The organism is Variovorax sp. WS11 (genome assembly GCF_010499245.1).
In the GTDB taxonomy this organism is placed as follows: domain Bacteria; phylum Pseudomonadota; class Gammaproteobacteria; order Burkholderiales; family Burkholderiaceae_C; genus Variovorax.
Genome location: NZ_JAAGOW010000005.1, coordinates 701,611 through 724,015 on the forward strand (window position 1 = coordinate 701,611; position 22,405 = coordinate 724,015).

General features: G+C 68.5%; 19 protein-coding genes. 7 read left to right on the top strand and 12 right to left on the bottom strand.

The window, feature by feature from the left end:
- Positions 1-176: 176 nt before the first annotated feature.
- Both GXN78_RS37905 and GXN78_RS37910 read left to right on the top strand, forming a co-directional pair.
- Positions 177-1,541 (top strand): replication initiation protein, encoded by a 1,365-nt coding sequence (locus GXN78_RS37905; protein ID WP_164256289.1) that lies wholly within the window; start codon positions 177-179, stop codon positions 1,539-1,541.
- A gap of 210 nt (positions 1,542-1,751) precedes the next feature.
- Positions 1,752-2,552 (top strand): thioredoxin family protein, encoded by an 801-nt coding sequence (locus GXN78_RS37910; protein WP_164256291.1) that lies wholly within the window; start codon positions 1,752-1,754, stop codon positions 2,550-2,552.
- Positions 2,553-2,606: 54 nt separating this feature from the next.
- Here GXN78_RS37910 and GXN78_RS37915 read toward each other — a convergent pair whose 3' ends face one another.
- From GXN78_RS37915 to hmpA, 3 genes are all read right to left on the bottom strand, one after another.
- Complete coding sequence (locus GXN78_RS37915; protein ID WP_106555407.1) at positions 2,607-3,350, bottom strand: EAL domain-containing protein; 744 nt, start codon at positions 3,348-3,350, stop codon at positions 2,607-2,609.
- A complete protein-coding gene (locus GXN78_RS37920) occupies positions 3,347-6,067 on the bottom strand; it encodes a PAS domain-containing protein (RefSeq protein WP_239143072.1) in 2,721 nt (906 codons plus the stop codon). Before GXN78_RS37920 ends, GXN78_RS37915 begins: the two co-directional genes overlap by 4 nt.
- 317 nt (positions 6,068-6,384) lie before the next feature.
- Positions 6,385-7,572 (bottom strand): NO-inducible flavohemoprotein, encoded by a 1,188-nt coding sequence (hmpA, locus tag GXN78_RS37925; protein WP_106555408.1) that lies wholly within the window; start codon positions 7,570-7,572, stop codon positions 6,385-6,387.
- A gap of 150 nt (positions 7,573-7,722) precedes the next feature.
- On the opposite strand from hmpA, the gene norR reads away from it, so the two are divergent.
- Positions 7,723-9,309, top strand: a complete 1,587-nt coding sequence (gene norR, locus GXN78_RS37930; protein WP_106555409.1) for a nitric oxide reductase transcriptional regulator NorR — start codon at positions 7,723-7,725, stop codon at positions 9,307-9,309.
- Here norR and GXN78_RS37935 read toward each other — a convergent pair.
- Positions 9,302-10,297 carry an SLAC1 anion channel family protein gene (locus tag GXN78_RS37935; protein WP_106555410.1) on the bottom strand — a complete coding sequence of 332 codons (996 nt, stop codon included), beginning with the start codon at positions 10,295-10,297 and terminating at the stop codon, positions 9,302-9,304. The genes norR and GXN78_RS37935 overlap by 8 nt on opposite strands.
- A gap of 107 nt (positions 10,298-10,404) precedes the next feature.
- Between GXN78_RS37935 and GXN78_RS37940 the strand changes: the two genes are divergently transcribed.
- Together GXN78_RS37940 and GXN78_RS37945 are read left to right on the top strand one after the other, a co-directional pair.
- Complete coding sequence (locus GXN78_RS37940) at positions 10,405-11,358, top strand: GlxA family transcriptional regulator (RefSeq protein ID WP_106555411.1); 954 nt, start codon at positions 10,405-10,407, stop codon at positions 11,356-11,358.
- 62 nt (positions 11,359-11,420) lie between these two features.
- A complete protein-coding gene (locus tag GXN78_RS37945) occupies positions 11,421-12,746 on the top strand; it encodes an NAD(P)/FAD-dependent oxidoreductase (protein ID WP_239143073.1) in 1,326 nt (441 codons plus the stop codon).
- Positions 12,747-12,763: 17 nt separating this feature from the next.
- On the opposite strand, the gene GXN78_RS37950 is transcribed toward GXN78_RS37945, so the two are convergent.
- Together GXN78_RS37950 and GXN78_RS37955 are read right to left on the bottom strand one after the other, a co-directional pair.
- A complete protein-coding gene (locus GXN78_RS37950; RefSeq protein ID WP_106555413.1) occupies positions 12,764-13,552 on the bottom strand; it encodes a class I SAM-dependent methyltransferase in 789 nt (262 codons plus the stop codon).
- Positions 13,553-13,594: 42 nt separating this feature from the next.
- Positions 13,595-14,212, bottom strand: a complete 618-nt coding sequence (locus GXN78_RS37955; protein ID WP_106555414.1) for a DJ-1/PfpI family protein — start codon at positions 14,210-14,212, stop codon at positions 13,595-13,597.
- Positions 14,213-14,304: 92 nt separating this feature from the next.
- Between GXN78_RS37955 and GXN78_RS37960 the strand changes: the two genes are divergently transcribed.
- Together GXN78_RS37960 and GXN78_RS37965 are read left to right on the top strand one after the other, a co-directional pair.
- Positions 14,305-15,639, top strand: coding sequence for a PLP-dependent aminotransferase family protein (locus GXN78_RS37960; RefSeq protein WP_106555415.1), 1,335 nt, complete (start codon positions 14,305-14,307; stop codon positions 15,637-15,639).
- 29 nt (positions 15,640-15,668) lie between these two features.
- A complete protein-coding gene (locus GXN78_RS37965) occupies positions 15,669-16,778 on the top strand; it encodes a CaiB/BaiF CoA-transferase family protein (protein ID WP_106555485.1) in 1,110 nt (369 codons plus the stop codon).
- On the opposite strand, the gene GXN78_RS37970 is transcribed toward GXN78_RS37965, so the two are convergent.
- The 6 genes from GXN78_RS37970 to GXN78_RS37995 are packed head-to-tail and all read right to left on the bottom strand — an operon-like array spanning position 16,775 to position 22,403.
- Positions 16,775-17,233: an OB-fold domain-containing protein gene (locus GXN78_RS37970; protein ID WP_106555416.1), complete on the bottom strand. Its 459-nt coding sequence runs from the start codon at positions 17,231-17,233 to the stop codon at positions 16,775-16,777. The two genes, GXN78_RS37965 and GXN78_RS37970, sit on opposite strands and share 4 nt — an antisense overlap.
- Positions 17,230-18,408, bottom strand: coding sequence for an acetyl-CoA acetyltransferase (locus GXN78_RS37975; protein ID WP_106555417.1), 1,179 nt, complete (start codon positions 18,406-18,408; stop codon positions 17,230-17,232). The genes GXN78_RS37970 and GXN78_RS37975 overlap by 4 nt, the downstream gene beginning before the upstream one ends.
- Complete coding sequence (locus GXN78_RS37980) at positions 18,408-19,697, bottom strand: CoA transferase (protein ID WP_106555418.1); 1,290 nt, start codon at positions 19,695-19,697, stop codon at positions 18,408-18,410. Before GXN78_RS37980 ends, GXN78_RS37975 begins: the two co-directional genes overlap by 1 nt.
- A gap of 7 nt (positions 19,698-19,704) precedes the next feature.
- Positions 19,705-20,679 (bottom strand): tripartite tricarboxylate transporter substrate binding protein, encoded by a 975-nt coding sequence (locus GXN78_RS37985; protein WP_106555419.1) that lies wholly within the window; start codon positions 20,677-20,679, stop codon positions 19,705-19,707.
- A gap of 33 nt (positions 20,680-20,712) precedes the next feature.
- Positions 20,713-21,426, bottom strand: a complete 714-nt coding sequence (locus GXN78_RS37990) for a FadR/GntR family transcriptional regulator (RefSeq protein WP_106555420.1) — start codon at positions 21,424-21,426, stop codon at positions 20,713-20,715.
- Between the two features lie 17 nt (positions 21,427-21,443).
- Complete coding sequence (locus tag GXN78_RS37995; protein WP_106555421.1) at positions 21,444-22,403, bottom strand: PDR/VanB family oxidoreductase; 960 nt, start codon at positions 22,401-22,403, stop codon at positions 21,444-21,446.
- Positions 22,404-22,405 lie beyond the last annotated feature (2 nt).

A 22,405-nucleotide genomic window follows, 5' to 3' on the forward strand; every position in this document is an offset into this window, starting at 1 on the left:
CTTTTAATCGCCCAAGCCGTTCGGCAGGAACCCGCGCTGCGCCCAGATGTCCAGCTTTTAATCGGGCGCGATGGCATTACCGGCGGGCAAAGTGTCCAGGTTTTGATCGGCACGGTCCGAGCGCGCCAGGGGGTGCTTGTGTCCAAAGCATGTTGGACATAACATCAGTGCCCAAGATGAGCCAACGGAGCACCGAAGTCACCCTCGAAAAGCCGAGCGCGAGCCACCCCGTCGACGACGTGCTGGAGCTCAGGAAGCCGCACGAGATGATCGTCATGATGCCTCGTTCGGCACGCGTCACCCTGACCGGCCGGCGTATCTACAGCGCTCTGCTGCAGATCGCGCAAACGCGGCTCGTCGCCCTGCCTGGCATGCCCGCGGCCGACTTCATGTTCGAGGCTCCGCTCGCCGCCATCCTCCGGACCACCGGCTCGAGCGGCAGCGAGCGCACCGCGGCGAAGAAATACCTAATCGAGATGCGCAGCCTGGAGGTCGACTGGGAATCGACCGCGCCAGGCGATGGCGTCAAGTGGCGCGGCTTCTCGATGCTCTCGGAAGTGGCGCTCGAGCTGCGTCGCGGCGAGAACTGGGTGAGCTGGTCCTATCCGCCGACGATCATGGCCGCCTTGCGCGAGCCGCAGCGGTGGGCGCGCATCGACCTCGACGTACTGGCGAAGCTGGGCTCCTATACGGCGGTCGCGCTCTACGAGATCTGTGCGCGCTACCGGGAGAATCCCAGCGGCGTCACCAGCCGCAAGCCCGTGGCCTGGTGGGTCGATGCCTTGAGCAACGGGCCGGGCGCCGAGCGGCGCGAGTGGCGAAAGTTCAAGAACGAGCGCGTGAAGGACGCGGTCGCCGAGATCAACGCCGAAACCGACCTCGACATCGATCTTATCGAGCACAAGCAGGGCAGGGTGATCACCGAAGTGCAGTTTGCGGTGCGCAAGAAGCGGCAGGCCGCCCCGGCGCGGCCGGCTTCGGGCGAGCCCGTGGACGCCACGCTGGTGCTGCGCGCCGAAACGCTCGGCATCCGCGAGATCAAGCTGGAAGGCCTTCTCAAGGAGTTTGGCGACGAGCGCGTGCGCAGCCAGATCGACGTGCTCGAGCGCAGAGCGGCCAACAAGACGCTGCGCACGATCGACAACGCCTTTTCCTATCTGCGCTCGCTGCTGCGCAACGAGACGCCGGTGCAGGAGAGTCCCCCGGAGCCGACCAGCGCGCCCGATGCAACGCCCGCCCCGCCAGCCCCCCGGACCGCCGGTCCTGCGGCGAGCATGGAGGGCTCCAGCTATTTGCGGGAGCAGATCCAGGCAATGAAGCAGGAGGTCGCAGCCCTGAGTCCTGTACAGCTGAAGCGCTGGGTCGACCAGGCGCTGCAGGACCTGGCCCGGAAAGGGGCGTTGAACGCCGTCATCAGCCGGCGCGCCGCCCAGGGCGATGTGCTCCACGGGCTGCTGGGCTCCGCCGTCGTTTACGCCTATGCCGATGCCACCTACGGTCCGGACTGGAAAGTGGATCGCCAGCTGTTCGACGCCCCCTGAGGATCTCACTGTCGCGCGAGCTAACGCTGCGCGTGAGAGTTACTGCTCACTTGGTTGGCACTGAGCCGTGGCGCGGGTATGACCCTGCTTAGCGGAATAGCGCCAAACTTGTTACTCCCAGCGTTCGATCTGCGGTGCCAGACTGTCTCTAGGCCAACCAGCGATGAGCAGCGGAAGAGCCGCGAATTCGCCCAACCAGGAGATTCAGTCATGACTACCAAGTCAACAGAAAGCGGACGCAAAAAAGGCGGGCAGACCGCCATGCACACACCATCGGTCGTGTCGCCGCAGGAGTGGAAAGCGGCCCACGAGCAACTGCTCGTGAAGGAAAAGGCCCAGACCCGCGCCCGCGACGCCTTGGCCGCCGAGCGTCGGCGCATGCCATGGATGGCCGTGGAGAGGGCCTATGCCTTCGAGGGGCCCGCGGGAAAGGCCAGCCTGCTGGACCTGTTCGACGGTCGGCGTCAGTTGATCGTCTATCGCGCCTTCTTCGAGCCGGGCGTGTTCGGCTGGCCCGATCATGCCTGCCGCGGCTGCTCCATGGTCGCCGACCAGGTCGCCCACGTCGCCCACCTGAACGCCCGCGACACCACCCTCGTCTTCGTCTCGCGTGCGCCTCAGCCGGACATCACGCGGCTGAAGGCGCGAATGGGCTGGGAGATCCCGTGGTTCAGCCTCACCGATCGCTTTGACGCCGACTTCGGCGTGGACGAGTGGCACGGCACGAACGTGTTCTACCGCGACGGGGACCGCGTGTTCCGCACCTACTTCACCAACAACCGCGGCGACGAGCAGATGGGGGGCACCTGGAACTACCTCGACATCACGCCGCTCGGCCGGCAAGAGGTCTGGGAAGACTCGCCCGAGGGCTATCCTCAGACGCCGACCTACAAGTGGTGGAACTGGCACGACAACTACGGCGCAGACGCAGCGCCCGACAAGAAGTGGGTCGAGGTATCGGACGCCGGTGAGGCGGCGTTCCGGAACCAGGACCCGGGCACGAAGCCGTAAGCCGGGCCTGCTCGCGCGGATTCTTCGGGCGCGCTGCCCGGCCACTGGAGAGGGTCAGGCTGCGTCCCAAGCCACCGCCGGCAGCATGGCGATGCCGGGCGCCGCGAACAAAAAGCCCTGGAACAGGCGCACGCCGACCCCGCGAAGCGTGTCGACCTCTTCCGGGCGTTCAACGCCTTCTGCGACTACCCGGATCCGCAGCTCGTCGCAGATCGCCACGATGCCCTTCACGATCGCGAAGCGCACGGCGCTGCGATGGACGTCCCGAACGAAGCTCATGTCGAGCTTGACGATGTCGGGCTGGAAAGCGGCCAGCAGCTCGAAACCTGCATAGGCGGCGCCGAAGTCGTCGATGGCGGAGGTGAAGCCGAAGTCTTCGAAAGCATGGAAGCTCGTGGCCAGCGCGGGCAGGTCGGCGACGGGTTCGCCTTCGGTGAGTTCGAACATCAGGCGATCGACCGGAAAGTGCGCCTGCTCGGCCGCGCGGATGGCAGTGTGGAAGCACTGCGCCGGGCCTGCAACGTCGTTCGGGTCGACATTGAGGCTGAGCCGGGATTGCATGCCGAGCATCGAGGCCATCTCGATCGCCTTCACGCGGCATGCCTCGTGGAAGGCGAAGCGATGGGGCGCCTGCACCTTGCCGAGCACCGCGAGTGCGCCTTCCCCGCGGGCGCCACGAACGAGCGCCTCGTGCGCGAACACCTCACGCGACTCGAGGTCCACGATCGGCTGGAACGCGATCGTGAACGCCGGGCCGATGGCAGGCATGGGAGCGTCGATGGCGTTTTGGGGTTTCATCGGGCCAGGGATTCCTTGCGCGGCCACGCCGAGCCGTGCTGGATGACGGACCTCGAGGCCGCCATCATGAAGCGGTTCCTTCCGTCCTTCTTGGCGGCGTACAGCGCCGAGTCGGCGGTTGCCATCAAGGATGCGAAATCCTCGTCGTCTTCTTCCGAGAGCGCGATGCCGATGCTAGTCGTCACCTGCAAGCTGCGGGTCGAGAGGACGAAGGCGGGGCGCATCGCCGTCAGCACCTTGTCGGCCACCCGCTGCGCTTCGTGGGCGCCGGCAATGCCTTCGAGAAGGATCACGAACTCGTCGCCGGCGTAGCGCGCCGCCATGTCCGTCTCGCGCACGCTTTCCTTGAGGCGGCGGCCGAACTCCTTGAGCACCGCATCGCCCGCCGCATGGCCCAGCGAATCGTTGATCGACTTGAAGTAGTCGATGTCCAGGAACATGAGGCAGATCGGGACGCCGGATCGCCGGGTCCTGGCCAAGGCTTCGCGCACGCGCTCCTCGAACGACCGGCGGTTCGGCAAGCCGGTGAGCGCATCTTCGCGCGCAAGCGTGTCCAGCTGCATCTGCTTCTGCTTGAGGTCGCTGACGTCGTTGGCCAGGACGTACAGCCCGACGACCTCGCCCGCCGCGTTCCGCTGTGGCAGGTAGGTGGTCTGCAGGGTTCGCTCGCCGACCAGCAGCTTGGCGGTCTGTTCGAAGGACACCACCTCGCCGGCGAATGCGCGCGCCAGCAGCGGCTTGCGCATCTCGTAGTGCGCCTCGCCGACGGCCTCGCGGATGGGCCGATTGATGATCGAAGCCGGCGGGATGCCGAGCCAGCTCTCATAGCGGCCGTTGCAGAAGACCACCCGTTCGTCGCGATCGAGCTCGGTCAGCAGCGCCGGCACGTTGTCCGTCAGCCCGCGCAGGCGCTGCTCGCTCTCGGCGCTGCGGATCTCGGCGCGCTTGCGTTCGGTCACATCGAAAGTCATCGCATAGAAGCCCCGCACCACACCATCCGCATCGGTGTCGGGGATGTAGTGGGACTGATACCAGTTCTCGCTGGTCCCGCGCGTGCTGTAGCCGGTCTTCTCGAAGGTCACCGATTCTCCGGCGAGCACGCGCTGCACATAGGGCTCGACCATCCGGAAATCCTCGATGCCGCGCACATCGGCCATGAGCCGGCCTACCAGTTCGGCGTTCTCGTGCAGCGCACGCACGTGGGCGTTGACGAAGGTGTAGCGCAAGGAGGCGTCCACATGCGACACCAAAGCCGGAAGGTTGTCGGTGATGGTGCGGATGCGGGCCTCGCCGGCGGCCCGCTCGCGCTCGGCCACCTTCTGGCGCGTGATGTCGAAGGTCATCACGTAGTAGCCGACCGTCTGCCCGCCGTCGCGGATGTCGGGGACCAGATGGCACTCGAAGAAGCCTTCCTTGCCGTTGCGGTCGTAGGTGCCTTCGCAGCGCGTCGGCGTGCCCGCCAGCACCTTGGCAACCTGGGGCACGAGCTGCTCGTAGACCGCATCCGGCAGCGACTCCTTCATCGTCATGGTGCCGATGTCGGCCTGCGTCCGTCCTCGCATGGCGAGGCCCGCCTTGTTGCCGAAGAGGCAGCGCTGATCGCGGTCGAAGTAGGCGACCACGGCTGGCAGGTTGTCCGTCACGTCGCGCAGGAACTTTTCGCTCGCTTTCAGCCGCTCCTGAGCCGTCTGCCGCTCCAGCATCAGCGAATCGAAGGTGCGCGAGAGATCGCCGATCTCGTCCGCGGGCGGCAGCTCCGTCATGGGAAGGTAGCTCGAGACGGTGCGCGAGACCTGCATGTGCTCGTGCAGCCGTGTCAACGGCGCGAGCTGAGTGCGCATGACCAGGAAGGCGAGGCCGCCCACCAGCACCGTGAGGAGCAGGGCGCCGGCCCATGTGTAGCGTTCGATCTGCTCGATCTGGGCAAAGGCCTCGCCGCGCGGGTAGATGCAGCCCAGCACCCAGTTGGTCTGGCTGATGCGCTTGAAAGCGTAGAGACCCGGCACGCCGGTGCGATCCTTCGCTTCGATCGCGCCCTCGAATCCGGTCACGGCGAGCTCGGCCGCGGGGTTGCGCCCTCCCTTGGCGTCCGCACGCTGGAGGATCCGGGATTTGTCCGGATCGTCGATGACGACGCCCTCCGTGTTCGTGATGAACATGTAGCCGCTCTTGCCGAACTTGACGTTGGCGAGTTCGCCAAGAAAGTTGTGCTCGCTGAGGTTGATGGCGCCGGAGATGACGTAGAGAACGTCGCCATGCGTGTCGAGCACCGGCTCGGTCATGGCCACCTGCGCCATGCCGTTGAGGCGATTGCGGTAGGGCTGGGAAATGACGCCCGCCTTGCGGGCGATCGTCTGCTGGAAGTACTCGCGGTCCTTGATGTTGATCTTGCCGCGCTGCAGCGCGCCACCCAGGCCGGCCACGATATTGCCGTTCAGGTCGACGAAGGCGACGTTGGCGAAAGCATCCTTCAGGGACTTGTGCTGGACGATGAAGTCCTGCAGCAGCGCGGTGTTCGCCAGGTGATGCGCCTCCACGCTGTCGCCGAAGGTCTGGAGCAAGGTGCGTCGGCTCAGGAACTTCTGGTCCACCGCCTCGGCGATGGCGGAGATCCGCTCGAACTCCTCGTTGGCGATGGCCGCCTGCATGTTGCGCTTCACGAAGTAGAGCGCAGTGGTGGTGACGCCCAGCGTGATCGCGAGGACGACCGCGACCATGCCTATCGACAACCGGGCGCGAAGGCCCAGGCGAGGGAGGCGAAGAGCTGGAACACGCATCGAGCCTGCGAGCATACTGAACGCAGGTCTTCGGGCCTACGGGGCGCGTGGCCGGAAACGGCCCCTGCGTGACGAAATTGCGACGACGGCGACGCAATCGCGAAGTGCCCATGCTCGAACGATTACCAAAGTACTCGCGCCTTCGGTGATCCGGGCGCTATGGCTCGCTGCTCAGCTCGGCAAGGAAGTCCCGGCTGCACTCGGGCAAGCCCGGAACATGCACTTGCTCGTCACGAGCGGCCGTGCTTGCGGCCGCTTCACTCCAGCGCGGACGCCGGACCGAAGAACTCGTAGCGCAGCTGCGGCTCCGGCACGCCGAGGGTGCGCAGCGCCGACTTCACATGCTGCATGAAGGGCTTGGGGCCCAGGAAGTAGGCGTCGATGTCGGTGGTGCCGGCGGGCAGCCAGCGCGCGAGCGTCTGCACATCCAGGCGGCCGACCGCATGCGGCGCCTCCCCGGTGCCATCGGGGGCCTCCTCGTAGCAGTAGAAGCGCTTGAACTGCGGATGCTTGCGCGCCAGCGCCTCGATGGTGTGGCGGAAGGCATGGACACCGCGGTTGCGCGCGCAGTGGATGAAGTGCACCACGCGCGAGCTGTTCAGCGCTGCATCGAGCATCGCCAGGGTCGGCGTGATGCCGACGCCGCCGCTGATCAGCACCAGTGGCCGTTCGCTGTGTTCCAGCGTGAACGCGCCGGAGGGCGGGAAGAGCTCGACCACGCCGTCTTCATGCACCCGGTCGTGCAGATGGTTCGAGGCGACGCCGCCCTGTTCGCGCTTGACGCTGATGCGGTAGGTCTTGCCGTTCGGCGCTGCCGAGAGCGAGTAGTTGCGCCGGATGTCCTGGCCGTCGAAGACCAGCCGGATGCCGATGTACTGGCCGGCTTGGAAGTCGATCACGGGCTGGCCATCGACGGGTGCGAAGTAGAAGGAGCTGATCTCCTCGCTTTCGGCCTCCTTGCGCACCACCTTGAAGGCACGCCCGCCGCGCCAGCCGCCGGGGGCAGCGGCATGGCTGTCGTAGACCTGCCGCTCGGCACCGATCAGCATGTCGGCGAGCTGGCCGTAGGCGGCGGCCCAGGCCTCGATCACTTCGTCGGTCGCGATCTCCGCGCCGAGTACCTCGCGGATCGCGCGCAGCAGGCACGCGCCCACGATCGGGTAGTGCTCCGGCTGCACCTGCAGCGCGACGTGCTTGTTGACGATCTGCTGCGCCAGCGGGCCCAGCGCCTCGAGCCGGTCGATGTGCTTCGCGTACATCAGCACGCCGTTGGCCAGCGCGCGCGGCTGATCGCCGCTGGCCTGATGGGCCTGATTGAAGAGCGGCCGGACTTCGGGATGCTCGCCGAGCAGGATGCCGTAGAAGTGCGTGGTGAGCGCCTCGCCGCCGCTCTCGAGCAGCGGCACGGTGGCGGAGACGATCGACTTTTGATGTGCGGTCAGCATGGGAACTCCTGGGGGAATGACGAAGAGGTTGCCTCTCTCTTTGCAATCTGCGTTCCAGCAGGGCACCTGGTGCAAATCAAAGACTTAGCGGCCGACCGTGTCTTTTCGACACGGTTAGAGTCGAGTCGATTTGACATGCATGAAGTCAGAATGACAACGACCCATCCGCTGCTCCAGGCGATCATTCCGCTGGTCGCCGACATCGCCCGCGAGCTGCCCAGCGCCGAGCGCTACCGCCGCCTGCTCCAGGCGCTGCGCGTGCTGCTGCCCTGCGACGCCGTGGCGCTGCTGCGCCTGGAGGACGGCTGGCTGTTGCCGCTGGCGGTGGATGGGCTGAGCGCCGATACGCTGGGGCGGCGCTTCCGTGTCGGGGAGCATCCGCGCTTCGCCGCGCTGCTGGAGTCGGAAGGGCCGCTGCGCTTTCCGGCCGACAGCCCCTTGCCCGACCCCTACGACGGCCTGGTCGAAGGGCACCGGGGTCACCTGCCGGTACACGACTGCGTCGGCTGCGCGATCCGTCTGGACGACAAACCCTGGGGCCTCCTGACCCTGGACGATCTCGCGTCCGACCGCTTCTCGAGCCTGGACCTCGCGATGCTGCAGTCCTTCGGCAGCCTGGCCGCCGCCACGGTCAGCGTGGCGGCGCGCATCGAGCAGCTGCACTCGCGCGTGGAGCGCGAGAGCCTGCGCGCCGAGGGATACCGTCTCGCCGCTGCGCCGCACGCACGCAAGCTGTCGGGCCGCAGCACCGCCATGCGGAAGTTGCAGAAGGAGATCGAGCTCGTCGCCCACAGCGAGCTGCCGGTGCTGATCCAGGGCGAAACCGGCGTGGGCAAGGAGTTGGTGGCCGAGGCGCTGCATGCCGGGTCGCCGCGTTCGGCGCGCCCGATGATCAGCCTCAACTGCGCGGCGCTGCCCGAGACCCTGGTGGAGAGCGAGCTCTTCGGCCATGTCAAAGGCGCCTTCACCGGCGCGCTCAGCGAGCGGCCGGGGAAATTCGAGCTGGCCGACGGCGGCACGCTCTTCCTCGACGAGGTCGGTGAGCTCGCGCTGCCGGTGCAGGCCAAGCTGCTGCGCGTGCTGCAGAGCGGGCAACTGCAGCGCCTCGGCTCCGACCGCGAGCACCGCGTCGACGTGCGCCTGATCGCGGCCAGCAACCGCAATCTGGCCGACGAGGTGCGGGCAGGGCGGCTGCGCGCGGACTTCTACCACCGCCTGAGCGTCTATCCGCTCCAGGTGCCACCGCTGCGCGAACGCGGCCGCGACGTGCTGTTGCTCGCGGGCTTCTTCCTCGAGGAGAACCGGTCGCGGCTCGGGCTTGGCGGATTGCGACTCGACGCCGGCGCGCAGGCTGCGTTGCTGGCGTACGACTGGCCCGGCAATGTGCGCGAGCTGGAGCACCTGATCGGCCGCAGCGTGCTGAAGGCGCTCGGCCGCCAGCCGCAGCGGCCGCGCATCCTCAGCCTGATGGCGGAAGATCTGGACCTGCCGGGCCGCCGCGCCGAGCCGTCGGTACAGGAAGGGGAGGGCGCGACGCCTCTCCCGAGCGAAGGCCTGAGCCTTCGCGATGCCGTGGCCCGGCTCGAGCGCCAGCTCGTCTCGGATGCGCTCGCCCGGCACGGCTTCAACCGCTCTGCGGCGGCCCGCGCCCTGGGCATGGATCGCGCCAACCTGGCGCGTCTGGCGAAGCGCCTCGGGCTGGAGTCCGATACCCAGGCAAGTCCCGAGCTCAGGTGAAGAGCTTCCCGTTGAGCGCGATCCGCACGGTGCGCACCGTGAGAACCGCCATCGCCAGGCTCAGCGTGCCCAGCAGAACCGTGGCGAGCGCCCAGAGCGGCCCGCTCGCGCGGAACGCCGCGTACTTCAGCGCCGCGTTGACCAGGGCAGCCATCGGGAAGCCGATCGCCCACCAGGCCGGAGAGAACTTGACGCTCGGACGGAACACCTTGGGCGCGACCACCGCGAACATGAAGAGCGCAAAGTAGAAGAGCAGCGCGCCGAAGCGGTCGATGCCGCCCACGATATTGCTGTACGCGAGGAAGCCCACGGCGAAGGGCGCTACCAGGATCATCAGCGACGGCGTCATGCCGGGCGCCAGCGGGTCCTGGTGCACCAGCCGGCTGACGATCATCGCAAAGAGCACCAGCGCAAGCACCGCGCCGACGGCACCGGCAAGCAGGTTGAGTTCCGCGGCCCAGGCCATGGGCATGTGCCCGCCGGTCACGGCGATGTCGAGCGTGGCCACGCCCGGAATCAGCCAGGCCGGCACGGCGTGGGACGCGTCCACCTGGCCCTTGAGCAGGCGAGAGACGACGACGAAGCTGAGCGCGAAGGTCGCCAGCACCCCCACCGTCCAGACTGCGCGGGCGGCGGGCGCGCTGTACGGCTCGGCGACGGCGGACAGCAGGAGAATCGAGATCACGATGGTGCCGAAGAAGTTGCCCGCCACCGGGTGATGGAACTCCGCATGAACGGCCTGCGGATGCTTCGCGAGCTTCGCCAGATAGCCCAGCGAGACGAGCATGAAGACGCCCCACGCGAAGGCACCGATGGCCTCGCCGACAAAGGCGGGCGCGCCGAGGCTGTCGTGGGCCAGCCGCCAGGCCAGGGCCAGCCCCGAGAGGCCCATGACCGAGGCAAACAGGTTGACGGGCAGGTGGCGTATGGAAGCTTCACTGGACGGGTAGAAAGCCGGGAAGGGCGGAGTCGTCGACGGGCCTTGCATGGCGGGTCCTTGGCAGAATTTGAATGTACGGTTAGTTTCTGCCAAACTTCCGCTGTCGTCCGCGCCACCGCACGGCGTTTCCTGCCAATCATCGGGCCTTGTCCGCCATGCGCATCGCCATCCTCGCTTTTCCGCGCGTCCAGCTGCTCGATGTCGCCGGACCTGCCGATGTCTTCAACGAGGCGTCGCGCCAACTCGGGAAGCCGCGGGCCTACCAGGTGCAGGTGATCGGCACCGAAGAAGGTATGCTCAAGAGCAGCAGCGGGCTGCGTCTTGCCGTCGACGCGACCATCGCCACGCAGCGCGGGCGCATCGACACCTTGCTCGTCGCGGGCAGTCCCAACCTCGACGACATGACGACCGATGCGCCGTTGCAGGAATGGCTGCGGCGCCAGTCTCGCGCCGTGCGACGCTATGGCTCGGTCTGCACCGGCGCCTTCGTGCTGGCGGCCAGCGGGCTGCTCGACGGCAAGCGGGTGGCGACCCACTGGAACTCCACGGCCCGCCTTGCGGCGGCCTACCCCCAGGCCTGCGTCGAGGCGGACGCCATCTATGTGAAGGACGGCAAGCTCTTCACCTCCGCCGGCGTGACGGCCGGCATGGACCTTGCCCTCGCGATGGTGGAAGAAGATCACGGCCGCGAACTCGCACTGCGCGTGGCGCGCGAGCTGGTGATGTTCCTCAAGCGCCCCGGCGGCCAGAGCCAGTTCAGCGCCCACCTGGCAGCGCAGACCTCAGAGCGTTCCAGCGTGCGCGCGGTCCAGGACCATGTGCTTGCGAACCTGAAGGACGATCTGTCCGTGCCCGCGCTGGCTTCGCGCGCAGGCATGAGCGAGAGGACCTTCGCGCGGATCTTCCGCAGCGAGACCGGCACGACGCCCGCGGAGTTTGTCGAGAACGCCAGGATCGACGCCGCCCGCCGCCTGGCCGAGGAGTCGGACCTCCCGGCCAAGCGGCTGGCCGATGCGGTGGGCTATGCGAACGTGGACGGCTTTCGGCGAGCGTTCGGCCGGCGTCTGGGTGTGAGCCTCGTGGAATACCGAAGCCGCTTCGCGAGATGACGATGCCGCGGCAGCACAATGCGGACCTCGACAGTGCGCCATTCCCAAGGAGAAGTCACCCCATGCAGGAAATCCAGAATTGCGATGTGCTCGTCGTCGGCGGAGGACCGGCCGGCTCGACCATCGCCGCCCTCCTGGCGCGCGAAGGGCGACACGTGGTTCTGCTCGAGAAGGAACATCACCCGCGCTTCCACATCGGCGAATCGCTGCTGCCCGGCAACGTCGAGCTGTTCGACAAGCTCGGCGTGCGGGAGCAGGTCCAGAAGATCGGCATGCCGAAGTTCGGCATCGAGTTCGTGCCGCCGGACCTCGACTACTGCAGCTACGTCGACTTCGCCGAAGGCTGGGACCCCTCCAAGGACTCGGCCTGGCAGGTGCGCCGTTCCGAGCTCGACGAGTTGCTGTTCCGCAATGCCGCCAAGGCGGGCGCGCTGGCCATCGAAGGCGCGAAGGTGCGCGAGGTCGATTTCGACGAATCGGGCGCCACGGTCCAGGCGCTGCTCGACGACGGCGCCAGCCGCACGTGGCGCGCGCGCTTCGTCGTCGATGCCAGCGGCCGCGACACGGTCCTGGCCAACAAGCTGAAGTGCAAGAAGAAGAACCCGGACCACAACAGCACCGCACTCTTCGGGCACTTCCGCAATACCCGGCGGCTGCAGGGCAAGCGCGAGGGCAACATCAGCATCTGCTGGTTCGAGCACGGCTGGTTCTGGTTCATCCCGCTGGCCGACGGCACCACCAGCGTCGGCGCCGTCTGCTGGGCCTACTACCTGAAGGCGCGCGACAAGCCGCTCAAGGACTATTTCTTCGACACCATCGCCCTGTGCCCGGAGCTGCGCGACCGCCTGAAGGACGCGACGCTGGTCGACGACAAGGTGCACGCGACCGGCAACTTCTCATACTCCAGCACGCACGCGACCGGCGAGCGCTACCTGATGGTGGGCGATGCCTTCACCTTCATCGATCCGATGTTCTCTTCCGGCGTCTACCTGGCGATGCAGAGCGCCTTCGACGGCGCAGAGCTGGTGCGAACCGCGCTCGACCGTCCGGAGCAGCTGCCGGTGGCGCGCGCGGCGCTGGAGAAGCGCATGCGCGTAGGGCCGCGCGACTATTCGTGGTTCATCTACCGAGTCACCAATCCGACGATCCGGGACATGTTCATGCACCCGCAGAACATCTTCAAGGTGAAGCAGGGCCTGATGTCCCTGCTGGCCGCCGACATCCACCACGGGCGCGCCTACCGCCGCTCGTTGCTGATGTTCAAGGTGGTCTACTACTTCGTCTCCATGCTCAACTGGCGCCGCACCTATGCCGGGTGGAAGCGCCATCGCTTCAACATTCGCGACATCGGCGCACTGCGCGGAGAGACGATCCTGAAGGCGGATTGAGGCCCGCACCCGGCCCGCTAGCTTTGCGGTTTTGAAGTCCCAGGCTTGACGGCGCTGTACTCGGAGAAGATCCCCAGTTCCGTGTGCCGCTCCACTGCCTCGAAGCCGGCCGCCTGCAGGGCCGCGATGATCTGGGCCGGCGCGACGCAGGCTTCGATGGTGTCCCAGTAGTAGCGCCACAGTTCGGACGTGCTGCGCCGGCGCGCGACGACGCGTGCGATGACGGGAACGAGCGTGCGCATGTACGCCTTGAGCAGCGCGTTGCCGATGCGGCCCTCGGGACGGCTGATCTCCAGGATGAGCACACGTCCGCCCGGGCGCAGCGCCCGGTGGAATTCGGCGAAGGACCGGCCGAGATCGGACACGTGCCTGAGCGCGTAACCCATGCTGAGGAAGTCGGCCTCGCCGTCCTCGCAGGGCAGTTGCTCCGCCCGCCCGACCTTCAGCTGCACCCCGCGCAGGGCGACCTGGTCGAGCATGCCGGGACTCGGGTCGACGCCGACGAGGCTTCCTGCCGCGCCGATCAGGGCGCATGCCTCGCGTGCCACCAGGCCGGTCCCGATGCCGACGTCGACGACCTTGTCGCCCGGTCGCAGCCCCGCGCGCTGCAGCGCCATGCGCCGGTACCTGGACCCGGTGCCCAGGGCCAGGACGCGCTCGATGCGGTCATAGTCGCTGGCCGTCTCGTCGAAGATGCGCCGCAGGAAGCGCTGATGCTCGGCTTCGTCCCGGTAGTACGCCGGCAACGGTGCGTGGGGCGACTGCACGGGACCGGCGGCAAGATCGGATTCTGGGGCGGTGTTCATCCGCCATCATAGGCACGCCCCTGGACAGCGGTCACGCAGGCGTCATGCCTTCGCAAGGACCCCTTCGAGGAACGGCGTGATGTTTCGCATCGCCCGTGCGACGTAGTCGTCCTTCTCTCCCACTGGCGCGACGTAGTGCATCGCGCTCTTTGCCGCCTCGATGCCCTCCAGGCGGGCAATCACCCACGCGGCCAGGTACTGTGACGCGAGGCAGCCGCCCGCGGTGGCCACATTGCCGTGGGCGACGAAGGGCTGGTTCAGCACATCGACGCCGGCCTCCTCGACCCAAGGCTTCGTGGTCAGATCCGTGCAGGCGGGCACATCGCCCAGCAGGCCCAGCTTGGCAAGCACGAGCGTGCCGGAGCACTGCGCGCCCAGCAATTGCCGGGCGGGGTCGAGCTGCAGCTGCGCCATCAAGCCGGCGTCGGCAACCACCTCCCGCGTCTGCCTGCCGCTGCCGACGATGACCGCATCGGCCGCACTGGCCTCGCGCAGGCTTGCCTGGGCTTCGAGCACCACGCCGTTCATCGACCGGACACGCGCCGTGGGGCTGGCGATCGACACCCGCCAGTCCGGCCTCTTGACGCGGTTGAGGATGCCGAGCGCGACCAGCGAGTCGAGATCGTTGAAGCCTTCGAAGGTGAGGATGGCGATGTGCATGGTGATGTCTCTCGGCGAAAAACCCGTGGCGATGAGGCATCGTAGGCAATGCACTCCATACAATCAAATAATTGTCATGGATACATTGCCCGATGGCCGAAGCCCGATACAAGACACTGGTCGACGCGCTGGCTGCCCAGATTCGCGAGGGCCGCCTGGCGCCGGGCACCCGCCTGCCCACGCATCGCAAGCTTGCCGCCAAGGAAGGCCTGGCGCTGGTCACCGCGACCCGCGTCTATTCAGAGCTCGAGGCCATGGGCCTTGTCAGCGGCGAGACCGGCCGTGGCACCTTCGTGCGGGAAGCCTTGCTGCCGCGCAGTCTGGGCATCGACCAGCAGCTGGCTGCCGCCGGCATGGTGGATCTGAACTTCAACTACCCCTCGCTTCCCGGCCAGGCGGCTTTGCTGCGATCGGCGCTGCGCCAGCTGGCCGCCTCCGGCGACCTGGACGCTCTTCTGCGCTATCAGCCGCACGGCGGACGACCGCATGAGCGGGCGACCGTGGCACGACACCTCGCGAGCCGGGGCCTGAAGCTGAGTCCGGACCAGGTGGCCATCGTGAGCGGCGCGCAGCATGGGCTGGCGACAACGGCAATGGCGCTTCTGAATCCGGGCGATGTGGTTGCCGTCGACGCCTTGACCTACCCCGGATTCAAGGTCGTCGCCGAGGCGAATCGCCTGGAACTGGCAGCCATCCCGGCGGCTGGCCAGGGTCCGGACCTGGATGCGCTGGAGGCCCTGTGCAAGCGTCGACGCGTGCGCGCCGTGTACACCATGCCGACGCTGCACAACCCGCTGGGATGGGTGATGGGTGCGAGCCGGCGGCGGCAGCTGGTGGCGATCGCGCGCCGGCACGGCTTGCTCATCATCGAGGATGCGGCCTACGCCTTCCTCGCGCCGGATCCTCCCGATCCCCTGGCAGCGCTGGCACCGGAAGCGACCGTCTACGTCTCGGGGCTCTCCAAGAGCGTGGCGACCGGCCTGCGCGTCGGCTTCGTCGCGGCGCCGGCGGCCTGGATGCCGAAGATCGAACGCGCCATCCGGGCGACGACCTGGAACACGCCTGCCGTGATGACGGCGATCGCCTGTGCCTGGCTGGACGAAGGCATCGTCGGACGCCTCGAAGCGCAAAAGCGTCAGGACGCGATGACTCGGCAATCGATCGCGGCTGAAGTGCTCGCCGGACTTCGAACGGTCCGCCATCCGGCCTCCTATTTCATGTGGCTTCCCTTGGCGGAAGAGCTTCGTGCCGACAAGGTCGCGATGGCACTCAAGACCGAGCGCATTTCGGTGTCGACCGCCGAGCCCTTCGCAACGGGCGCCCAGGTGCCGCACGCGCTGCGCCTGGCGCTCGGGTCCGTCGAGTTGGACGCGCTCCGCGACGCGTTGGAGAAGGTCAAGCGCGTGATCGATGACCAGGCGTGTTGAGCTCGTCCAGGCGCTATGATCGCGGCATCATGTCCATTGGATCAACCATTAAACCAACTGGCCCGCTGAGCGGCCTGCGCGTCGTCGAATTCGCCGGGCTCGGGCCCGGCCCCTTCGCCTGCATGCTGCTGTCGGACATGGGGGCCGACGTGGTCGCCGTCGACCGGCCCGGCAAGCCGCTCGGCGATCCGGCGAACGTCACGGGCCGCGGCCGCACGGTGGTGCTGGCCGACCTCAAGCAGGCCGCGGCGCGCGAGCAGGTGATGCAGCTGCTGGAGAAGGCCGATGCGCTGGTCGAAGGCTTCCGCCCGGGCGTGATGGAGCGGCTCGGCCTGGGGCCGGAAGAGGTCGCGGCGCGCAATCCGAAGCTGGTCTATGGCCGCATGACCGGCTGGGGGCAACAAGGGCCGCTGGCGCAAGCGGCGGGGCACGACATCAACTACATCGCGCTGTCCGGCGCGCTGCATGCCATCGGCCCGGCGGGCGGGCCGCCGGTGCCGCCGCTCAACCTGGTGGGCGACTACGGCGGCGGCAGCCTGTATCTCGTCGTGGGCCTTCTCGCGGCGCTGCGCGAGGCCGAGCGGTCGGGCCGCGGGCAGGTGGTGGATGCCGCCATCGGCGACGGTGCGATCTCGCTGATGAGCCATTTCGTCGCCAGTGCGCGGCGCGGCCAGTTCGTGGAGGCGCGCGGCAGCAACATGCTCGACGGCGGCGCGCCGTGGTATGCCGTCTACGAGACGGCGGATGCCAAGCATGTCTGCATCGGCGCCATCGAGCCCGCGTTCTTCGCCGAGCTCTGCGAGCGCATCGGCGTCGCGCCGGCGCTGCGCGATGCGCAGAATGACCGCGCGCGCTGGCCCGCGCTGCGTGCCGAGTTCGCGCGCATCTTTCGCATGCGCGAGCGCGACGCATGGGCCGCGGCGCTCGAAGGCAGCGATGCCTGCCTCGCCCCCGTGCTCGCGCTCGGCGAGGCTGCTGCGCATCCGCACAACGCGGCGCGCGATGCCTTCGTCGATGTGGGGGGCGTCAGGCAGCCGGCCCCCGCACCGCGCTTCTCGCGCACGCCGTCGGCAGTGCAAGGACCGGCGCCGGCGTCGGCGATGGGGATCGCGGACGTGATCGCGGGCTGGGCGTCCTAGCCCGGCTGGATGCGCCGCCACTGCAGCAGTGCATAGGGCGGCGCGGCGTCCTCATGCGGCTCGAACACCCCCTCGACTTGCGCGCCGATCGCCACGCCCTGCATCGGATCGCCCAGAAGATTGCCGAGCATGCGCACGCCACCGGCCTCGGGCAGTTCGACCAGCACCACCAGGTAGGGGCCGTGGTTTTGCAAGGCGCGATGCGAGGGGTGCCACACCCGTTCCCAGCTGTAGATGCGCCCGCGCGGCGCAACCGGCTGCCAGGGCGGATCGAAGGCGTGGCAGCGGTGGCAGATCCATTCGGGACCGAACTGCCAGGTGCCGCATTGCGCGCAGCGCTGGACGAGCAACCGGCCTTCGCGCAGGCCTTGCCAGTAGGGTGCGGACAGCCCATCGGGCTCGGGCACCGGCGCCGGCAGACCGGGCGGCAGACAGGTGGACGAGGATTCGCTCACAGCACCGCCTCCGAACCGAGCAGCAGGTCGCTGGCGGGCGTGACCATCGGCCCGCCGATCACCAGCGCGACGTCGTTGCGCGCCGCCTGGCTGGTCGAGCTGCCGCGCACCTGGCGCACCGCCTCCAGCACCAGCTCGAAGCCGTGCATGTAGCACTCGGCGAGGTTGCCGCCGCTGGTGTTGAGCGGCAGCCGCCCCGAGGGCGCGAGCAGGTTCTCGAGCCGAAGAAAATCATCGGCCTCCCCGGGTGCGAAGAAGCCATGCTCGGCCAGCGCCATCAGTACGCCGCCGGTGAAGTTCTCGTAGCTCTGCACGCTGCCCACGTCCTGCGGGCCGACACCGGCCATGCGGTAGAGATGCGGCGCGAGCGTCTTGTAGCTCGCGCTCGCGTAGTCCGGCGCGTTTTGCGGCTGGGCGCCGGTGCGAAAGCCCGAGCCGGCTGCGGCGCCGAGCAGGTACACGGGCTTGTGCGGGAAGTCCTTCGCGCGCTCCGCATCGACCAGCACGAGGGCCGCCGCGCCGTCGTTCTCCATGCAGCAGTCGTAGAGCCGGAAGGGCTCGACGATCCAGCGCGAGGCGTCGTAGGTGGCGGCATCCAGCGGCTTGCCGTGCATCACGGCGCGCGGATTGGCCTGCGCGTGGTGGTAGGAGGCCATGGCGATGGCGCGCAGGGCCTTGCGTCCGATGCCGTGCTCGTGCAGGTAGCGCGTGACGCGCAGCGCGAACTTCTGCGGCGGCGCGAGCACGCCGTAGGGCATCTGATAGGCCATCTCGCCGGAGACGGTGCCGCTGTCGGCGGCCTGGCCGAAGCGCCCGTGCTCGCCCTGGGCCAGCGCGCGGAACACCACCACGCAGTCCGCCAGGCCGGCCGTGATCGCGGCGGCGCCGTTGGCCACGGCCGCGCAGCAGCCGCCGCCACCGCCGCCCCATTGCATGGTGGCCGAGCGCAGCTCGCGAATGCCCAGCGCCGCGGCCAGGCGCGAGGCCTCGTTGCGGTCGTTGCTGTACGAGGCGAAGCCGTCGATCGCGCGCGGGTCCAGCCCGGCATCGGCGCAGGCCGCGAGCACGGCCTTCAGCGCCAGCTTGAACTCGGCATCGGGCGAGCGCCCGTGGCGGTGGTAGGCGGTCTCGCCGATGCCCACCACCGCCACCCGGGCGCGCAGCGTGCGTGCCATCAGGAGATCGCGGTCTCGTGCGCCGCATGCGGGACGCCGCCGAAGGCCCCGGCCTCGGCCAGCCGCGCGATGCGCGCCGCGTCGTAGCCGAGCGTCTCGCGCAGCACCTCGGCCGTGTGCTGTCCGACCGTGGGCGCTGCGACCGGATCGGCCACCGGCGTGCGCGAATAGCGGATCGGCAGGGCCATGTTGGGCACCCAGCCCACCGTCGGATGCGGGATGCGCGTGACCAGCCGGCGCTCGCGCGCCTCGGGCGAGCGCATGGCCTCGCCCACGCTGCGCAGCTGCCCGGAGGGCACGCCGGCCGCGCGCATGCGGGCCTGCCAGTGCGACCAGGGCTGCTGCGCGAAGGCCTCGCCGAGGATCGCGAAGAGCTCCTCGCGGCGCTGCGAACGGGCGGCGCCGGTCGCGTACTGCGGCGCCTCGGCCAGGTCGGGCCGCTCGATCACCTGCGCCATCAGGCGCTGGAAGATCTTGTTGTTGCCGCTGTTGATGTAGAAGGCGCAGTCGCTCGCCTGGAAGACGCCGGAAGGGCAGGTGTCCGGACTGGTGTTGCCGTGGCGCTGCGGCTCCTGGCCGGAGAACACATGCTGCAGCGTGGCGTAGCCGGTCATCAGCAGCGCGTTGTCGAACAGCGCCACCTCGATCGCCTGCCCCTGGCCGCTGCGCTCGCGCGCCACCAGCGCGCCGAGGATGGCGTTGCAGGCCATCATCGCGGTGCTGATGTCCATCACCGGCGACAGCGCCCGCACGCCCTCGCGGTCGGCATAGCCGTTCATCGAGACGAAGCCGCTCTCGGCCTGCGCGATCGGATCGAAGCCCAGGCGATCGGCGAAGGCGCCCTCGCGCCCGTAGGCCGAGACCGAGCAGTAGATCAGCTTCGGATTCAACTTGCGGCAGCTGTCGTAGTCCAGGCCGAAGCGTTCCATCACGCCGGTGGAGAAGTTCTCGGTCACCACGTCGGCCGTGGCGACCAGCTCGCGCGCCACCGCCAGGCCTTCGGGCGACTTCAGATCCAGCGCGATGCTGCGTTTGTTGCGGTTGGCCCAGAGGAAGGGCGCACCCTGCGCGAGATCGGGATGCACCGGCGGGTATTGGCGAAAGTCGTCGCCGCGGCCCGGGGTCTCGACCTTGATCACGTCGGCGCCCATGTCGGCCAGGATCATGGTCGCGAAGGGCCCCGCGATGAAATGCGTGAAGTCGACCACGCGGATCCCGGCCAGCGCCTGCGGTGCGCCCGCGGGGCGCGGCTGGTGTTCGGGGAAGTCGTTTTCGAGGTTCTCAAGCATGGGTGTCCTACATCTCGATCTTGTATTTGCGCACGACGGGTCCCCACTGCGCGATCTCGTCCTGGATGATCTTCTCCAGCTCCGCGGGCGTGCTGCTCTTCGCCTCGATCTTGCGATCGGCGAACATCTTGCGCACTTCGGGCCGCTCGACCGCGGCGACCACGGCCGCATGCAGCCGGGCCGCCACGTCATCGGGAATGCCCTTCGGCGCGAGCACGCCGAACCAGGCCACGCTCCTGAAGCCGGGCACGTCCTCGGCGATGGCCGGCAGGCCCGGAACCGCATCGGTGCGCTTGGGCGTGCCCACCGCGAGGTAGCGCACCTTGCCCGAGGCCAGCAGCGTGGCGCCGTCCAGCCCGGTGACGAAGGAGGACTGGATCTGGCCGCCGACGAAGGCCGTCATCATCGGCGCGCCGCCGTTGTAGGGCACATGCTGCATGCGGATGCCCGCGAGCTCGTTGAAGTATTCGCCGGTCAGGTGCGACAGCGACCCGTTGCCGACCGAGCCGAAGTTGAGCGCACTGCCTTGCTTCTTCGCATAGGCCAGGAATTCCTTGAGGTTGTTCGCCGGGCTGTCGGTGGGCACCGCAAGGATCATGGGCGTGAAGGCCACGGTGGAGATCGGCCGCAGGTCCTTGAGCCCGTCGTAGGGCACCTTGCGCATCAGCTGCACCACCGCATTCGGTCCGGTGTTGCCGAACACCAGCGTGTAGCCGTCGGGCGCGGACTTGGCGACGTAGTCGGTGCCGATGGTGCCGCCGGCGCCGGCCTTGTTCTCGACGATCACGGGCTGGCCCAGCGCCTCGCTCATGGGCTGCTGGATGGCGCGCGCGAGCTGGTCGGTGCTGCCGCCGGCCGCGTAGGGCACGATGATGCGGATGGGCTTGCTGGGATAGGGCTGCTGCGCCCAGGCCGGCGCGCCCAGCGCCAGCGCGGCGGCCGCGGCCATCACGCTGCGGCGGGTGAGGGTGGAGGTTTTCATCGGGGTCTCCTGGATGTCGTTGGAATGGGGTCGTCAGTCGCCGAGCACGCTCGACCAGTAGCTGCGCGCGCGATCCATGTGGCGCAGGATCAGCAGCTGCGCCTTGGCGGCATCGCGAGCGCGCAAGTGTTCGAGCAGGCGGTGGTGCTCGCGCACCGAGGCGTGGGCCTGGGCGGCGTCCTCGAACATGCGCTCGCGCCGGCGTGCAGTGAAGCGGTAGAAGGCGTTGAGCACGCGCACCAGCACCGAGTTGTGGGTGGCGTCGACCAGCGCGATGTGGAAGTCGGTGTCGGCCTGGGCGATGTTGGCGCCGCGCACGAGCAGCGCGTCGGTATGGCGCAAAACGTCCTCGATGCGGGCCAGGTCGGCGTCGGTGCGGCGCTGGCAGGCCAGCCCGGCGGCGAGCTGCTCCAGGTGGCCGCGCACCTCCATGGTCTCGGCCACCTCGGTCGGCGTGGGCGTGCCGCCCAGGTCGGTGAGCATCACCAGCGCCTCGAAGCTGCTCTCGCGTGCGACGTGGCGCAGGTAGATGCCGGAGTTGGGACGCGACTCGACCACCCGCAGCGTGACCAGCGTGGCCAGCGCTTCGCGCACGGCGTTGCGGCCCACGCCCAGGCGCTCGGCCAGGTCGCGCTCGGAGGGCAGGCGATCGCCGGGCTGCAGGCGGCGGTCCTGCAGGTAGGCGAGGATGCCGGCGACGACGGTGCTGCCGGCGGTCTCGCGGGTGGGGGCCAGGGCCTCGGTCATCGCGGGCGTCCTCGGGCTCAGAGGTCCAGCACCAGGGTCTTCGAGCGCGCGCCCGAGCAGCAGACCATGATGGAGCGGTTCTCGCGCTTCTCCTCGTCGGTGAGGTAGTCGTCGCGATGGTCGGGCTGCCCGTCGATCACGCCGGTGCGGCAGGTGCCGCAGACGCCGGCCGAGCAGGAGTACTGGACGTCGACCTGATGGTCGAGCAGGGTGTCGAGGATGGTCTTGCCGGGCGCGATCTCGAAGCGCTGGCCGCTCTTCTTGAGCACCACCTCGAAGCCGCCTTCGGTCGCCGCTTCGCTGCTGGCGGAGAAGCGCTCGAAGTGGACCTGGGCCGCCGGCCGCGCGGCGCAGGCGTCGAGGAAGTCCTCGATCATGCGGGCCGGGCCGCAGCAGTAGAGATGCGCATCGCGCGGCGCAGCCTCGACGATGGCGCGGATGGAAAGGCGCGCCTCGCGCGTGGCGCCGACGCAGAACGCGACCTGGTCGTCATGGCGCTGCAGGGAGCGCAGCTCGTCGATGAAGGCGGTCTGTTCCGGCGTGCGGCTGGCGTAGTGGAGCTTCCAGTCGCGGCCCAGCGCATCGAGCCTGCGCATCATCGACATCACCGGCGTGATGCCGATACCTCCGGCGATGAAGACGGAGCGGCGCGCATCCTCGGCCAGCGCGAAGTCGTTGCTGGGCGCGCTGATGCGGAAGCGGTCGCCCACGCGCGGCGCCTCGTGCATCCAGGCCGAGCCGCCGCGGCCTTGCGCATCGCGCTGCACGGCGATCACGTAGCGGCCGGCATCCGACGGCGCATTGACCAGCGAGTAGCTGCGCACCATCTCGCGCGGCAGGTGCAGGTCGATGTGCGCGCCGGCGGTAAAGGCTGGCAGCGGCGTGCCGTTGACCGGCACGAACTCGTAGGAGGCGATGCCTTCCGCTTCCAGGCGGATGTTGCGCAGGCGGACCTCGATCAGGGGCGCGTGGCTCATGG

What these genes read in the sequence shown, in the direction of transcription:
- GXN78_RS37905 (WP_164256289.1), top strand. Translation starts at nt 177, where the DNA reads ATGAGCCAACGGAGCACCGAAGTCACCCTCGAAAAGCCGAGCGCGAGC.
- GXN78_RS37910 (WP_164256291.1), top strand. Translation starts at nt 1,752, where the DNA reads ATGACTACCAAGTCAACAGAAAGCGGACGCAAAAAAGGCGGGCAGACC.
- GXN78_RS37915 (WP_106555407.1), bottom strand. Translation starts at nt 3,350, where the DNA reads ATGAAACCCCAAAACGCCATCGACGCTCCCATGCCTGCCATCGGCCCG.
- GXN78_RS37920 (WP_239143072.1), bottom strand. Translation starts at nt 6,067, where the DNA reads ATGGTCGCGGTCGTCCTCGCGATCACGCTGGGCGTCACCACCACTGCG.
- hmpA (WP_106555408.1), bottom strand. Translation starts at nt 7,572, where the DNA reads ATGCTGACCGCACATCAAAAGTCGATCGTCTCCGCCACCGTGCCGCTG.
- norR (WP_106555409.1), top strand. Translation starts at nt 7,723, where the DNA reads ATGACAACGACCCATCCGCTGCTCCAGGCGATCATTCCGCTGGTCGCC.
- GXN78_RS37935 (WP_106555410.1), bottom strand. Translation starts at nt 10,297, where the DNA reads ATGCAAGGCCCGTCGACGACTCCGCCCTTCCCGGCTTTCTACCCGTCC.
- GXN78_RS37940 (WP_106555411.1), top strand. Translation starts at nt 10,405, where the DNA reads ATGCGCATCGCCATCCTCGCTTTTCCGCGCGTCCAGCTGCTCGATGTC.
- GXN78_RS37945 (WP_239143073.1), top strand. Translation starts at nt 11,421, where the DNA reads ATGCAGGAAATCCAGAATTGCGATGTGCTCGTCGTCGGCGGAGGACCG.
- GXN78_RS37950 (WP_106555413.1), bottom strand. Translation starts at nt 13,552, where the DNA reads ATGAACACCGCCCCAGAATCCGATCTTGCCGCCGGTCCCGTGCAGTCG.
- GXN78_RS37955 (WP_106555414.1), bottom strand. Translation starts at nt 14,212, where the DNA reads ATGCACATCGCCATCCTCACCTTCGAAGGCTTCAACGATCTCGACTCG.
- GXN78_RS37960 (WP_106555415.1), top strand. Translation starts at nt 14,305, where the DNA reads ATGGCCGAAGCCCGATACAAGACACTGGTCGACGCGCTGGCTGCCCAG.
- GXN78_RS37965 (WP_106555485.1), top strand. Translation starts at nt 15,669, where the DNA reads ATGTCCATTGGATCAACCATTAAACCAACTGGCCCGCTGAGCGGCCTG.
- GXN78_RS37975 (WP_106555417.1), bottom strand. Translation starts at nt 18,408, where the DNA reads ATGGCACGCACGCTGCGCGCCCGGGTGGCGGTGGTGGGCATCGGCGAG.
- GXN78_RS37980 (WP_106555418.1), bottom strand. Translation starts at nt 19,697, where the DNA reads ATGCTTGAGAACCTCGAAAACGACTTCCCCGAACACCAGCCGCGCCCC.
- GXN78_RS37985 (WP_106555419.1), bottom strand. Translation starts at nt 20,679, where the DNA reads ATGAAAACCTCCACCCTCACCCGCCGCAGCGTGATGGCCGCGGCCGCC.
- GXN78_RS37990 (WP_106555420.1), bottom strand. Translation starts at nt 21,426, where the DNA reads ATGACCGAGGCCCTGGCCCCCACCCGCGAGACCGCCGGCAGCACCGTC.
- GXN78_RS37995 (WP_106555421.1), bottom strand. Translation starts at nt 22,403, where the DNA reads ATGAGCCACGCGCCCCTGATCGAGGTCCGCCTGCGCAACATCCGCCTG.